The 14,148-nt window shown below is 75.1% G+C and carries 13 protein-coding genes; 7 read left to right on the top strand and 6 right to left on the bottom strand.

Going from position 1 to position 14,148, the window contains the following annotated elements; genetic code table 11:
• A partial coding sequence (locus tag RIF68_RS02700; RefSeq protein WP_309049461.1) for a hypothetical protein occupies positions 1-182 on the bottom strand: 182 nt, incomplete at its 3' end.
• 292 nt (positions 183-474) lie between these two features.
• Entirely contained in the window at positions 475-804 is a 330-nt protein-coding gene (locus RIF68_RS02695; protein WP_309049460.1) for a hypothetical protein, read from the bottom strand.
• Positions 805-993: 189 nt separating this feature from the next.
• Between RIF68_RS02695 and RIF68_RS02690 the strand changes: the two genes are divergently transcribed.
• The 6 genes from RIF68_RS02690 (at position 994) to RIF68_RS02665 (ending at position 7,217) form a co-directional block, all read left to right on the top strand.
• Complete coding sequence (locus RIF68_RS02690) at positions 994-2,199, top strand: RNA ligase (RefSeq protein WP_309049459.1); 1,206 nt, start codon at positions 994-996, stop codon at positions 2,197-2,199.
• 2 nt (positions 2,200-2,201) lie between these two features.
• Complete coding sequence (locus tag RIF68_RS02685; RefSeq protein ID WP_309049458.1) at positions 2,202-3,119, top strand: AAA family ATPase; 918 nt, start codon at positions 2,202-2,204, stop codon at positions 3,117-3,119.
• 89 nt (positions 3,120-3,208) lie between these two features.
• On the top strand, positions 3,209-3,910 hold the full coding sequence (locus RIF68_RS02680; RefSeq protein ID WP_309049457.1) for a ribonuclease H: 702 nt from the start codon (positions 3,209-3,211) through the stop codon (positions 3,908-3,910).
• A gap of 351 nt (positions 3,911-4,261) precedes the next feature.
• Positions 4,262-4,945, top strand: coding sequence for a GNAT family protein (locus RIF68_RS02675; RefSeq protein ID WP_309049456.1), 684 nt, complete (start codon positions 4,262-4,264; stop codon positions 4,943-4,945).
• Between the two features lie 284 nt (positions 4,946-5,229).
• Entirely contained in the window at positions 5,230-6,297 is a 1,068-nt protein-coding gene (locus tag RIF68_RS02670; protein ID WP_309049455.1) for an enoyl-CoA hydratase/isomerase family protein, read from the top strand.
• Complete coding sequence (locus RIF68_RS02665) at positions 6,294-7,217, top strand: glutaminase (RefSeq protein WP_309049454.1); 924 nt, start codon at positions 6,294-6,296, stop codon at positions 7,215-7,217. Before RIF68_RS02670 ends, RIF68_RS02665 begins: the two co-directional genes overlap by 4 nt.
• Before the next feature lie 36 nt (positions 7,218-7,253).
• On the opposite strand, the gene RIF68_RS02660 is transcribed toward RIF68_RS02665, so the two are convergent.
• Entirely contained in the window at positions 7,254-7,985 is a 732-nt protein-coding gene (locus tag RIF68_RS02660; protein WP_309049453.1) for a lysophospholipid acyltransferase family protein, read from the bottom strand.
• Positions 7,986-8,068: 83 nt separating this feature from the next.
• On the bottom strand, positions 8,069-8,977 hold the full coding sequence (locus tag RIF68_RS02655) for a hypothetical protein (protein WP_309049452.1): 909 nt from the start codon (positions 8,975-8,977) through the stop codon (positions 8,069-8,071).
• A 168-nt stretch (positions 8,978-9,145) separates the two neighbouring features.
• Between RIF68_RS02655 and RIF68_RS02650 the strand changes: the two genes are divergently transcribed.
• Positions 9,146-11,086: a pectinesterase family protein gene (locus RIF68_RS02650; protein WP_375165111.1), complete on the top strand. Its 1,941-nt coding sequence runs from the start codon at positions 9,146-9,148 to the stop codon at positions 11,084-11,086.
• A 103-nt stretch (positions 11,087-11,189) separates the two neighbouring features.
• Here RIF68_RS02650 and argG read toward each other — a convergent pair whose 3' ends face one another.
• Positions 11,190-12,635, bottom strand: a complete 1,446-nt coding sequence (argG, locus tag RIF68_RS02645) for an argininosuccinate synthase (RefSeq protein WP_309049450.1) — start codon at positions 12,633-12,635, stop codon at positions 11,190-11,192.
• A gap of 105 nt (positions 12,636-12,740) precedes the next feature.
• Positions 12,741-13,937 carry a Cmx/CmrA family chloramphenicol efflux MFS transporter gene (locus RIF68_RS02640; protein ID WP_309049449.1) on the bottom strand — a complete coding sequence of 399 codons (1,197 nt, stop codon included), beginning with the start codon at positions 13,935-13,937 and terminating at the stop codon, positions 12,741-12,743.
• Positions 13,938-14,148: the final 211 nt, after the last annotated feature.

Below are 14,148 nucleotides of genomic sequence, written 5' to 3'. Positions count from 1 at the left end.
GCGCCGGGCAGCAGGACCCGGGCGGTACGGGAGGAACGGCGGGACTTCGTCATGTCGGACTCCTCGGTCGGGACCACGCGCGGCCGGCGCCCCGGGGGACGGCCGGGCTCCGCGCCCTGTCCCGATCCTCCGCCCGCCACCACCGCCCACCGGTCCGCCGGCGGGACGACACCGGTGTCCACCGATCGGCCGACCCGGCCCGAGGCGCCTCGTGCGGCGACGGCACCGCACCAGGACGCCGGGGGAGCGACGGAGCCTTACGCGCTGCCGGCCGCGTCCTGGTCGGAGCGCTCCAGGAAAGCCAGGATCCGCTCCGGACAGAACGCGTACGCCTCGGGCGGCGCGAACGACGCCCCGCCGCGCTCCGTGAACAGGTGCTCCGGGCCCGGGTGGGGGAACAGCCGGCATGGCGCATGCCGCCGACACCCGTCCGGAGAAGCGACGACGGGCCGCGTCCCGACCGAGGGGGACCGGCTAGCGGATCGCGCGGTGGGCCGCGACGACACCGGAGTGGCCCGCCCCCGGGCCCCCACCGTGACCCATGCCCGCGCCCGGGCCCATCGGGCCGCCCTGACCCGTCGGTCCACCCTGGTGCATCGGACCGCCCTGGTGCATCGGACCCCCCTGCCCCATGGCCCCCGCCGGGCCCGCGGGCCCGCCCGGACCCGCCGCCGGGGGCACCTGGATCACGCGGCTGAGGTCCCGCAGCACTTCCTCGGCGACCTGCCGGACGTCACCCGGAACATCTCCCCGCTCGCGTATGAGCTGGGCGTAGATCGGTGCGGTGCCGTCCGCGTGGTTCATGAAGTCCGCTTCCTTCAGCCGGGTCGGTGCCGTCACCGACGGGGAGACGGCGAGTCTACGGGGCGCCGCCCGCACACCGGGGAGGGGGGAGCCCGGGCGCCGCACCGTACCGCCCCCGCCCGGATAAATCGGTGTCCCCGCGCCCGCCCCGTCCGCAGAATGGATCAACGAACCACGGGAGGGACCCCCATGAGCCAGGCGACCCTGACTCTGCACGACCTCATACCGCCCCACGAGCTGACGGCCGCCCTCGCGGACGGACACGTCACCCGCAAGGCGCACCCCGAGCTGCCGCTGTCGATCTACACCTACACACGCGCCTGCCAGTACGCCCAGCACTGGAACACCGCCACCACCCGCTGCCGCGGCCTCGTCGCCGACGACGGCGGACGGATCGTCGCGCTGCCCTTCCCCAAGTTCTTCAACGTCTCCGAGCACGCCGAGGGCCGCCCCTACGCGCCGCCGCTGCCCGACGAGCCGTTCGAGGTGTACGACAAGGTCGACGGCAGCCTCGCCGTGGTCTTCCACTACGCGGGCCGCTGGCGCGCCGCCTCCAAGGGCTCCTTCACCAGCACGCAGGCCACCTGGGCCCAGCGCCGCCTGGACGCCGCCGACACCGGCGGGCTCACCCCCGGCGTCACCTACCTCGCCGAGATCCTCTACCCCGAGAACCGGATCGTCGTGAACTACGGCGAGCGGCGCGACCTGGTCCTCCTCGGCGCCTTCGCCGCCGACGGCACCGAGATCCCGCCCGCCGAGGCCGCGGCCGGCTGGGGCCCGCTGGGCTCGGTCGTCCGCACCTGGCCCGTCACCGGCCTCGCCGAGCTGATCGCCCTCACCGAGTCCGACACGCTCCCCGGCGGCCGGCGCGCCACCGGCACCGACGCCGAGGGCTTCGTCCTCCGCTTCGCCTCCGGGCTGCGCGCCAAGGCCAAGCTGCCCGAGTACGTACGCCTCCACAAGGTGCTCACCGGCGTGACCGAGCGGGACATCTGGCGCGGCCACGGCATCCAGCGCTTCGCCGGACTGCCCGCCGCCGAGGTGGCCAAGGGGATCGGCTGCGCCGTCGCCGAGGTGGAGGCGCACGGCGGCAAGCCCCTCGACGCGCTCCTCGAACAGGTCCCCGACGAGTTCGACGCCTGGGTCCGCTCCGTCGCCGCCCGCCTCGAAGAGGCCGCGGCCCGCCGCGAGCGGGCCGTGGACGAGGCCTTCGCCCGCCTCGCCCACCTCGCCGGCGACCGGGCCGCGTTCGCCCGCGCCGCCGCCGGTCTCACCGACCGCGGCCTGCGCGCCGCCGTCTTCCTGCGCCTCGACGGGCGCCGCACCGACCTCCTCGTCTGGCGGCAGCTCCGCCCCGAGGCCACCGACCCCTTCGCCCGCGACGAGGAGAACTGACCGTGCCCGTCGTCCACGTCATGACCGGACTGCCCGCCTCGGGCAAGACCACCGCGGCCCGCGCGCTCCAGGAGGCCTCCGAGGGCCGGATGCGGCGCGTCAACCTCGACGACCTGCGCGCCATGCTCGACCGGCCCGAGGCCGGCCGGGACCGCTCCCACGCCCACGAGCAGACCGTGCTCGGGATCCAGGACGCCGCCGTCCGTGCCGCCCTCGACGACGGCTTCGACGTCGTCGTCGACAACACCCACCTCACCCCGCACATCCCCAAGCGCCTCAAGGCGGCCGTCGCCGGCCGCTCGGCCACCTTCGTCGTCCACGACTTCACCACCGTGCCCGTCGAGGAGTGCCTGCGGCGCGACGCCGCCCGGGAGCGCCCGGTCGGCGAGGAGATCATCCGCCTGCTCGCCGACAAGCACGCCAAGGCCACCCGCGGCGGCTGGCGCCTCACCGACGACTGGCTCAACGACCGCCCCGCCGCCCTGCCCTACGTGCCGGACCCCGCCCTGCCCTCCGCCGTCCTCTGCGACATCGACGGCACCCTCGCCCTGCGCGGCGACCGGGGACCGTACGACTTCGCCCGCTGCGGCGAGGACCTCCTCAACCCGCCCGTGCGCGACGCCCTGCGCGCCTTCCGGCACAGCGAGCGCGACCGGATCGTGCTGCTCTCGGGGCGGAGCGAGGACCACCGGCCCGTCACCGAGGCCTGGCTCGCCCGCCACGAGGTCCCGTACGACGAACTGTGGATGCGGGCCGCCGGCGACGGGCGCGGCGACGACATCGTGAAGGCGGAACTGTTCGACGCCCACATAAGGGACCGCTACGCCGTCCGCGTCTCCCTCGACGACCGGGACCGCGTCGTGGCCCTCTGGCGGCACATGGGCCTGCCCACCTGGCAGGTCAACTACGGCGCCTTCTGACCGTGCCCGCCCTCCCGCTCCGGCGGGAGGGCGGCCCGGCGGCCCGGGGGAGGTCCGGACCCCCCTCACGGCCGTGTCAGGATCGTGGGATGGTGCAGAAGATCATCGCGGCGTGCGACGGCGCGTCGAAGGGAAACCCCGGACCGGCCGCATGGGCCTGGGTCATCGGCCGTGCCGACGGCGGCGTCGAGCGCTGGGAGGCCGGCCCGCTGGGCCGCGCCACCAACAACGTGGCCGAGCTGACGGCCCTGGAACGCCTGCTCGAAGCGCTCGATCCGGCCGTCCCCGCCGAGGTCCGCATGGACTCCCAGTACGCCATGAAGGCCGTCACGACCTGGCTGCCCGGCTGGCGCCGCAAGGGCTGGAAGACGGCGGCGGGCACACCCGTCGCCAACAAGGACCTCGTCGTCCGGATCGACGCCCTGCTCACCGGCCGTGACATCGACTTCGTGTACACCCCCGCCCACCAGGTGGACGGCGACCCCCTGAACGACGCCGCCGACCGCGCGGCCAGCCACACGGCCCGTACGCAGGAGGCCATCGGCTCGGCCACCGGCGCCGAACTCCCGCCCGCCGAACCGGGAACGCGCCCCCCGGCACCCCGGACGCGCTCCTCCGCGCCCCGCGGGAGCGCCTCCGGCACCGGCGGCGGCCCCGCGCGCCGCGGTCGCCCGTCCGGCGGCACCCTCAAGGCGAAGTTCCCCGGCCGCTGCCGGTGCGGCCGCGCCTACGACAAGGGCGAGACCATCGCGAAGAACGCCGACGGCTGGGGCCACGCCACCTGCGTCTGACCCGCACCCGCCCGCCCCTGACCTGCGCCTGAGCCGCACCCGGGGCGGGCCGGGCCGGTGCGGGGCGGGACGGGCCGTCCGACTGGCGGGCTGCGATGTCCGCCCGCTGAGACCGCGAGGAGCGCCCGCGCGGCAGCCTTCACCCGTGCGTGGACGCGGGTTCTCCCGGGGTTCTGTTCTCCGAGCGGTTGTGGCTGCATACTGTTCCTCCTCGCACCTGGTGACGAACCGTTCCACCTGCGCGTTTGTGCTTCCCACGACGTGCTCGGCACCCGGCGAGAACCTCCCCCCAGCTGCTGCCGCGGCGCAACCGCGGCAGAAGCTCCCTGCCCGTGAAAGACCCGAGGTTCCGTGCCAGTACCTGTTCTCCTGACCGGGCGCTCCGTGCGCCTGGAGCCGCTGGCGATGCGGCACGCCGAAGCCCTCGCCCGGGCCGGCGGGGCGGACCGATCGGCGTACGCCTTCACTCCCGTTCCCGACGGCCTGGAGTCGGCGCTCGACTACATCGCCCGTGCCCTCACCGATCAGGCGGCGGGCCGCTGCCTGCCGTTCGCCCTGGTGAGTACGGCCGACGACCGGGTCATCGGCTCCACACGCTTCCTCGAACTCGACTACTGGAGAGGCCCGCTCGTCTGGCCTCCCGTCCCCGGTACGCCCCACGGCGACCCCCTCACCGCCGTCCCGGACGCCGCCGAGATCGGCAACACCTGGATCTCCGGTGACGCCCGGGGCACCGGCATCAACAGCGAGGCCAAACTCCTCATGCTGCGGCACGCCTTCGAGTCGTGGGGGGTGCGCCGGATCACGCTGCGCGCGGACGCCCGCAACACCCGCTCCCGCATCGCGATCGAACGGCTCGGCGCCACCTGCGAGGGTGTCCGCCGGGCGCATTCGCGGGGGCTCGACGGCGCCGTCCGGGACACGGCCTTCTACTCGATCCTCGACGAGGAGTGGCCCACCGTCCGGGACATCATCGAGCTCCGTCTCTCCGCCCCGCGCCGCGTCCCCGGTCTGCGGGACCTGCTGCCCGCCTGAGACGCCCCGCCACCAGGGGCGCGAGCGCCCCGCCGGCGCTCGCGCCCCACGGCGTGCGGTGGTTCCATGAAGGGGACGGGAAGGACGCGCGTGAGGCGCGGAGCAGCGGCCCTCACCGGCCGCGCACCGGGCGATCAGGATCCGCGAGAAGCGGATGGGCCTTCCCGTCCTCCTGCCCCACCCCCCGTGTCCCGGGGCGCCCGCCACCGCCGGTACGGTGGCCCCCGAGAGCGACCCGCGCCACGGGAAGGGACCCAGTGAACGTGCCGACCGGAACTCCTGACGTGCTCCTCCGGACGGAGGGCCGGGCGGGGTTCGTCACCCTGAACCGCCCCCGCGCCCTCAACGCCCTCACCCACGCCATGGTCCTCGCCGTCGACCACGCCCTGACCGCCTGGGCGGACGACCCCGCCGTCACCACCGTCGTCATCGAGGGCGCCGGCGAGCGCGGCCTCTGCGCCGGCGGAGACATCCGCGCCATCCATGACGACGCCCGCGCGGGGGGCTCCGCCTCCGCCGCCTTCTGGCGTGACGAGTACCGGCTCAACGCCCGTATCGCCCGCTACCCCAAGCCGTACGTGGCCCTCATGGACGGCATCGTCATGGGCGGCGGCGTCGGCGTCTCCGCGCACGGCTCCGTCCGCGTCGTCACCGACCGCTCGCGCGTGGCCATGCCCGAGACCGGCATCGGCTTCGTCCCCGACGTCGGCGGCACCCGCCTCCTCGGCCGTGCCCCCGGCGAACTCGGCACCCACCTCGCCCTCACCGGAACCCCCGTCGGCGCCGCCGACGCCCTCCTCACCGGCCTCGCCGACCACCACGTCCCCGCCGAACGGCTGCCCGCCCTCGCCGGGGACCTCACCCGGCTCCCGGCCGACGAGGCCGTCGCCCGGCACGCCGAGCCCCCCGCCCCCGGGGTCCTCGCCGACCGGCGGGCCTGGATCGACCACTGCTACGCGGCGCCGACCGTCGAGGAGATCGTCGACCGCCTCTTCGAGACCGGGGAACCCGCCGCGAAGGAGACGGCGACCACCCTCCTCGCCAAGTCGCCCACCGCCCTCAAGGCCACCCTCGCCACCCTCCGCCGCGCCCGGACCCTGGCCACCCTGGAGGAGGTCCTCGACCTGGAGTACCGCGTCTCCTGCGCCGCCCTGGCCACCGCCGACCTCGTCGAGGGCATCCGGGCCCAGGTGGTCGACAAGGACCGCGACCCGCGCTGGTCCCCGGCGAAGCTCACCGAGGTCACCGACGCCGACGTGGCCCGCTACTTCGCCGTGCCGGCCGGGGGAGACCTCGGCCTGGCCGCCGCTCTCCGCGCCGGGGACGCCGACGCCCGGGACGGCGGCGCGTGAGCGACACCCACTCCTTCCGGCCCGTCCTCGACCGGATCGCCGAGGAGATCGCCGGACTCACCGAGCGCGGCCGGCCCGCCGACTACATCCCCGCCCTCGCGGCCGGCGACCCGGCCCGCTTCGGCATGGCCGTGGCGGAACTCGACGGCACGGTGTACGGGGTGGGCGACTGGCAGCACCCCTTCTCCACCCAGTCCGTCACCAAGGTCTTCACCCTCGCGCTCGCCCTCGCCGGAGAGGGCGACGCGCTCTGGGCCCACGTCGGCCGCGAGCCCTCCGGCGACCCCTTCAACTCCCTGGTCCAGCTGGAGTACGAGAACGGCATCCCCCGCAACCCCTTCATCAACGCGGGAGCCCTCGTCGTCACCGACCGGCTCCAGCGGCTCACCGGTGACGCCTCCGGCAGCCTCCTCGACTTCCTGCGCGCCGAGAGCGGCAACCCCGGGCTCGACTTCGACCCCGAGGTCGCCGGCTCCGAGGCCGCCCACGGCGACCGCAACGCCGCCCTCGCCCACTTCATGGCCTCGTACGGCAACATCACCGGCCCCGTCCCCGACCTGCTCCGCGAGTACTTCCGCCAGTGCTCCCTGGAAGCCTCCTGCGCCGATCTCGCCCTCGCCACCGGCTTCCTCGCCCGCCACGGCGTCCGCGCCGACGGCAGCCGGCTGCTGACCCGCAGCCAGGCCAAGCAGGTCAACGCCGTGATGCTCACCTGCGGCACGTACGACGCGGCCGGCGACTTCGCCTACCGGGTGGGCCTGCCCGGCAAGAGCGGCGTCGGCGGCGCCGTGGTGGCCGTCGTCCCCGGCCGGTGCACGCTCTGCGTCTGGAGCCCGGGACTCGACAGCCGTGGCAACTCGGTCGCGGGCGTCGCCGCGCTCGACCGTTTCACCACCATCACCGGCCTGTCGGTCTTCTGAGCCGGCCGGGCCCTGGGGCGTCCGTACGCGGCCGGCTCAGACCCTCTGGGACTCGGGGCGGCGCCGCCCCGCCGAACGGCGGGTCACGGCGGCCGGGTCGGGACTTCCGGCGAAGGCCGCCGGTTCGCCGAGGGCCCGCGCCGCCGTCCGCCACGCCTCGGTCACCGCCCCGTGCGCCAGGGCGGTCGCGGCGGTGACGTCGGCCGGCAGCCGCAGCGGCGTGCCGATGTGCACATGCAGACCGGGCCGGCGGACCGGGGCCGTGAGGACCCCGGCGATCTGCTTGGCCCGCCCGCCGGACGTGATCCGCCGGGCACCGGCCTGTCCGACGGGGACGACCGGCGCCCCCGTGACGGCCGCGAGCCGGGCCAGTCCGGTACGGAACGGCTCCGGCGGCTTCTCCCCGGCGTCACGGCGCGGCGGGATCCGCCCCTCCGCGTACAGCATCACGGGCCGGCCCGAGGCGAGGGCGACCGCGGCGTGGTCCAGGGCGGCCGCCGCCCGCGCCGATCCCCGGTGCACCGGCACGTGCCCCTCCCGCGACAGCGCCCGCCCCAGACCGGGGATCCGCCACAGCCCCGCCGTGGCCAGCACCACCGGCTCGACGGCCATCCGCCGGCGCAGCGCGGCCAGGACGAGCGCCGGATCGGCCAGGGAGGTGTGGTTCACGACCAGGATGCTGCCCGGCTCGACCCGGGCCTCCGGGTCCGTGGTCACGGTCAACCGCCCGAAGAACGGCACGACATGGGCGGCGAGACGACTGAGCACGAGGAGCCCCCTGATCCCGAGGACGGAACGCTGACACCCCTCATGCTTCCGGCGGCGCACCGCCCGGACATGAGCACGCGTACTCAGCAGGCACGCGTGCGGGAACCCAGGACGGCCGCCCCCGGCGCCCGCGCCCCGCACGCCTCCAGGGCCGTCCGGGCGCGCGCCAGCAGGAGTTCGTCGCCCGCGCAGTGGTAGCGCATCCGCCTTGTGCCACCGGTGTCGTTGTGGCGCCGGACGGCGGCGACCTCACGGCGCAGCACGCGAACCGCGGACGCGGCGGCCGGCCCCATCTCGGCCCAGGCCACCGCCACCCCGGGACGGTTGTCGTCGTGCTCCTCCCACGCCCACGACAGGACCGGCAGGGACTCCGCCACGTCACCCCCGCCCGCCACAGGGCGACCGCCAGACCTCCGGCCGACCAGCCGCCGCACTCCTCCGGCGCGGCCACCAGGCGGCGCAGCTCCGGCAGGAGCGCCGCGGCCTCCGCCCCCATGCGGCCGACGAGTTCGAGCGCCTGGTACCGGTGTGTCCCCGGCTGCTCGCCGGTGAGCACGCCGGACACGGCCCGCAGGCCCGGCACCGGCCGCGTGTCCCGCGCCGGGACCGGCGCCGGCCGGAGTCAGGAGCGTGGTCAGGACGTCCACGGCCGCGAGCGCCGCCGCGGATCCGGCGCGCCGTGCGGCGAGTTCGCCCAGGGCCGCCACCACGGCCCGCAGCGCCGCCGGGTCGTCCTCCACGGCGAGCCGCCCGCGCAGCACCGCGAGGACCGCTTCCGGATCGCCGTGCAGCCGTACCAGCGCCTTCGGCAGGGCACGCCGCAGTCCCGCGTCGGGGTCGGACGAGGCGTCGGCCCGCGCGAGCAGTTCCAGGAACAGCCCGCCACCGGCCCGGCGGGCCGCCCGGACCGGCCCACGGTGGAGCCCCTGTGCCGGGAAGTCCGGCGCCGGCGGCAACCTTTCGGCGTCCGGCGGCGACCACCGACTGTTCACCGATCGCCCCCTCCCCGGGGCGGCGGACCCCCCACGTACGGAAGGAAGCACGACGTGAACCGGACACACGGCGGAGCGAGGCACCGCAGGCGCAGGACGGCCCTGGCGGCCGGGATACCCGTGGCGCTCGCGGCGGCCGGGGCGCTGGCCTACGGAACCGCGTTCGGAATGTTCGGCGAGGACGCCCGGCCCACCGCCGGGGCCGCCGCCCCCGCCTGGGCGGAGGAGGCCGCCGACGGCTTCGCCTCCGTCGACGCCCTGGGACAGAAGGGCACGTACGGGGGGCGCGGCGGCCCGGTCGTCACCGTCCGCACTCTCGCCGACCTGGAGAAGTACGCCACCGCCGCCGGGCCGCACGTCATCGTCGTCGCAGGCACCATCCCGGTGACCCCGGTCGGCAAGGAGATCAAGGTCGCCTCCGACAAGACGATCATCGGCTCCGGCACGTCGGGCCACATCGTCGGCGGCGGCTTCTTCCTCGGACCCGGCGTCCACAACGTGATCATCCGGAACCTGACGATCCGGGACGCCTACCAGGGCGTGTGGAACGACAAGGACCACGACTTCGACGCCGTCCAGATGGACGGCGCCCACCACGTGTGGATCGACCACAACGACCTGCGCCACATGGCCGACGGCCTGATCGACAGCCGCAAGGACACCTCGTACGTCACCGTGTCCTGGAACCGGCTCGGCAACAACAACAAGACCTTCGGCATCGGGTGGACCGAAAACACCACCGCCGACCTGACGATCCACCACAACTGGTTCCGCGAGACCGAGCAGCGCAACCCGTCCACCGACAACGCCGCCCACGCCCACCTCTACAACAACTACCTCCAGGACGACCCGGGGACGGCCATCACCTCCGCCTACGGCAACTACGCCCGGGGCCGGACCGCGATGGTCCTGGAGAACAGCTACTTCCAGGGCGTCACCAACCCCGTCGTCAAGGACGCCACGGCCTCCCTCGTCCAGCGCGGGAACGTCTTCTCCGGGACCAAGGGGCGCAACGAGAGCGGCGGCACGGCCTTCGACCCCCGCCGTTTCTACCCGTACACCCTCGACGCCGCGGCCGACGTGCCCGCGATCGTCAAGGCGGGCGCCGGACCCCGGGGCACGCTCGGCACCGCACGAGCCGCCGCCGCCACCCGTACGCTGACCGTGGCCAAGGACGGCAGCGGCCAGTTCACCAGCGTCCAGAAGGCCGTCGACGCCGTACCCGCCGGCAACTCCTCCCGGGTCGTGATCCAGGTGAAGCCCGGCACGTACCGGGAGGCGGTGAAGGTCCCGTCGAACAAGCCGCACGTCACGATCCAGGGCCTGGGCGCGAGCCGGAAGGACACCGTCCTCGTCGAGGGCCGCGCCTCCGGCACGCCCAGGCCCGACGGTTCGGGCACGTACGGCACCGGCGGCAGCGCCACCCTCGCCGTCGAGGCCGACGACTTCCAGGCCCGCAACCTCACCGTCGCCAACGACTTCGACGAGGCGAGGAACCAGCACATCACCGGCCACCAGGCCGTCGCCCTGCGGACCGCCGCCGACCGGGTCCTCCTCGACGGACTGATCATCAGCGGTGACCAGGACACCCTCCTGCTGGACACGGCCGCCAAGGACCGGCTCGGCCGCGTCCGCCTCACCAACTCCTACGTCATCGGCAACGTCGACTTCGTCTTCGGCCGCGCCACGGCCGTCATCGACCGCTCCGTCCTCACCCTGAAGAAGCGCTGGGACGGCACCTCGGCCGGCTACGTGACGGCGCCGAGCACCCCGGCCGGGCGCAAGGGCTTCCTGATCACCCGCTCGACCGTCAACGGCGACGTGAGCGCCGGGAGCTTCTTCCTCGGCCGGCCCTGGCACGCCGGCGGGGACGCGACGCTCGACCCGCAGGCCACGGTCCGCGACAGCGTCCTGAGCGCGGCCGTCCGGCCCGCCCCGTGGACCGACATGGGCGGCTTCTCCTGGAAGGACGACCGCTTCGCCGAGTACCGCAACACCGGTCCCGGCGCCGGCCCGGCGGGCTCGGAGAGGCCGCACCTGACCGACGCGCAGGCGGCCGACCAGGAGATCGCCGACTGGCTCGGCGACTGGACCCCCACCGCCGGCTGACCCCACCCGCCCCGGGGCAGGGGAAGGCCGCGGCCCCCCGTACGCCGAAGGCCGGCCAGGCGCGTCGCGCGCCGGGCCGGCCTTCGGCACCGCCGGTACGGGGTCAGTCCGTGCCGAACTCCATCGCCGCGCGGTCCAGCATCTCGTCGTCGCCGGAGCCCTCGCCCCGGGAGGCGATGGCCTCGGCGCCGCCCTCGGGCATGGTGCCGATGAGACCGGTCGCGGCGGCCTGCGCGGCCCCGATCGCCGGGTCGGCGGTGCCGAGCAGGCCCATGCCGGCGTACTGCTCCAGCTTGGCGCGGGAGTCGGCGATGTCCAGGTTCCGCATGGTCAGCTGACCGATCCGGTCCACCGGGCCGAACGCCGAGTCCTCGGTGCGCTCCATGGACAGCTTGTCCGGGTGGTAGCTGAACGCCGGACCCGTGGTGTCGAGGATCGAGTAGTCCTCACCGCGCCGCAGCCGCAGCGTCACCTCGCCGGTGACGGCCGCGCCCACCCACCGCTGCAGGGACTCACGGACCATCAGGGCCTGCGGGTCCAGCCAGCGGCCCTCGTACATCAGCCGCCCGAGGCGCCGGCCCTCGGTGTGGTACTGGGCGAGGGTGTCCTCGTTGTGGATGGCGTTGACGAGCCGCTCGTACGCGGCGTGCAGCAGGGCCATGCCCGGCGCCTCGTAGATGCCCCGGCTCTTGGCCTCGATGATCCGGTTCTCGATCTGGTCGGACATGCCCATGCCGTGCCGGCCGCCGATGGCGTTGGCCTCCATCACCAGGTCGACGGCGGAGGGGAACTCCTTGCCGTTGATCGACACCGGGCGGCCCTGCGCGAAACCGATCGTCACGTCCTCGGCCGGGATTTCGACCGACGGGTCCCAGAACCGCACGCCCATGATCGGCTCGACGGTCTCCACACCCGTGTCCAGGTGCTCCAGCGTCTTGGCCTCGTGGGTGGCGCCCCAGATGTTGGCGTCGGTGGAGTACGCCTTCTCCGTGCTGTCCCGGTAGGGGAGGCCGTGGGCGAGGAGCCACTCCGACATCTCCTTGCGGCCGCCGAGCTCGGTCACGAAGTCGGCGTCCAGCCACGGCTTGTAGATCCGCAGGTGCGGATTGGCCAGCAGGCCGTAGCGGTAGAACCGCTCGATGTCGTTGCCCTTGAAGGTCGAGCCGTCGCCCCAGATCTGGACGTCGTCCTCCATCATCGCCCGGACCAGCAGCGTGCCGGTCACGGCGCGGCCGAGGGGGGTGGTGTTGAAGTAGGCGCGACCGCCCGAGCGGATGTGGAACGCCCCGCACGCGAGCGCGGCCAGGCCCTCCTCGACGAGCGCCGCTCGGCAGTCGACCAGACGCGCGATCTCGGCGCCGTACGTCTTGGCGCGGCCGGGCACCGAGGCGATGTCGGGCTCGTCGTACTGGCCGATGTCGGCGGTGTAGGTGCAGGGGACGGCGCCCTTGTCGCGCATCCACGCGACCGCCACCGAGGTGTCGAGGCCGCCCGAGAAGGCGATGCCGACGCGCTCGCCGGCCGGAAGGGAGGTGAGGACCTTGGACATGGGAAGAGTATGCATCATCTCGCATGGTCATGCAATCCCGGTCGTCTGCCGAGTCCGCGAGGAGGCCGCCGCCCCGGGCCCGGCCGCGGGTACGGCTCGGGCGGCTCAGGGACGGGCGTCCCCGGACGCGGACGCCGTGCGGCCCGCCCGCGCGGACGCCGCCGCGGCCGCCAGGGCCAGGACGGCGAGGACCGCGCTCGTCCGGACGGCGGCCCGGTGGTCCCCCGTCGCGCCGGCCGCCGCCGCGGCGAGCAGCGGACCGGCGAAGGCGCCCGCGTTCAGCGCCACCGTGGCGGACGCGCCGCCCAGCGCCGGGGCCCGGGTCGTCAGCGACAGGATCCGGCCCACCAGGGCCGACCCGGCGCCGAAGGACAGGCCGCCCAGCACCGGCGCCAGCACGAACAGCGGCACCGCGCGGACGCCGGCCACCGCCAGCGCCGCCCACGCGGGCGGCAGCAGGCAGAGCGACACGAGCAGTCCCCGCCGCCGTGCCTCCTCACCGGCCCGCCCGGCCGCCGTCACCCCGAGGAAGGAACCGGCGCCGAAGACGGCCAGGAGCGCCGGAACCGCACCGTCCGGAAGCCCGGCCACCTCGACGCCGAGCAGACCGAGATGGGCGAAGGTCGCGAAGGTCGCGCCGTTGGTGAGGGCCGCGAGCAGCAGCGTACGCCGGACCGGTCGCGCCCCCAGGACCCGCAGTTCGCGCCGGACCGGCACGCGTGACGGTACGGGCGCGTCGGCGGGGGCGTACCGGAGGACGAGGACCAGCGCGGGGAGGCACAGCGCGCCCACCGCCCAGAAGGCGGCCCGCCAGCCGTACCGCTCGCCGAGCAGCGCGCCGGCGGGGACGCCCGCGACGCACGCCAGGGTCACCCCCGACAGCAGGACGGCCGTCGCGCGGGCGCGCCGCTCCGGAGCGACGAGGGCCGGCGCCACGGACAGGGCGACCGCCAGGAACCCGGCGTTCGCCACGGCGGCCACGACCCGGGTGCAGAAGAGGACGGCGAAGTCGGTGGTGAGGGCACCGACGGCGTGGGCCGCGACGAACGCGACGAGGAAGGCGGCCGGTGCGAGGCGCGGCCGGCGCGTGCCGGTCACGGCCGTCAGCGGCGCGCCGACGATCATCCCGATCGCGTACGCGGAGGTGAGACTCGCGGCGGCTCCCGCCGGGACGGACAGATCGCGGCTGATGTCCGGCGCCAGGCCGGACAGCATGAACTCCGAGGTGCCCTGCGCGAAGACGGCGAGGCCGAGGACATGGACGAAGAAGGGCAGGGGGTGGCGGCGTGAGGGACGGGTCACGGGACGGCTCCGGAACGGGCGTACGCGGTCGGGGGAAGCGCGCGCCGGGCGTCGTCGGCCGCCGGCCGGAGGCGGGCGGAGGAGACCGCCGCCGGGAAGGGCGGCGGGAGCCGGGCACGCGGAACGCGTGGCCGGTCGCGGGGAAGGCGGAGCCGGTGCCGGGCCCGCCCGATCGGCGCCCGCCGTCGCGCGTGCGGCGCGGGGGAGGGGA

The sequence above is a fragment of the Streptomyces sp. genome, assembly GCF_031178505.1.
Classification (GTDB): Bacteria; Actinomycetota; Actinomycetes; order Streptomycetales; family Streptomycetaceae; genus Streptomyces; species Streptomyces gulbargensis.
Note: the sequence above shows the minus strand (reverse complement) of the source record. Positions and strands in the feature narration are given on the sequence as shown.

Coding starts and splice junctions, on each gene's coding strand:
- RIF68_RS02695 (WP_309049460.1), bottom strand. CDS start 804: ATGAACCACGCGGACGGCACCGCACCGATCTACGCCCAGCTCATACGC.
- RIF68_RS02690 (WP_309049459.1), top strand. CDS start 994: ATGAGCCAGGCGACCCTGACTCTGCACGACCTCATACCGCCCCACGAG.
- RIF68_RS02680 (WP_309049457.1), top strand. CDS start 3,209: ATGGTGCAGAAGATCATCGCGGCGTGCGACGGCGCGTCGAAGGGAAAC.
- RIF68_RS02650 (WP_375165111.1), top strand. CDS start 9,146: ATGTTCGGCGAGGACGCCCGGCCCACCGCCGGGGCCGCCGCCCCCGCC.
- argG (WP_309049450.1), bottom strand. CDS start 12,635: ATGTCCAAGGTCCTCACCTCCCTTCCGGCCGGCGAGCGCGTCGGCATC.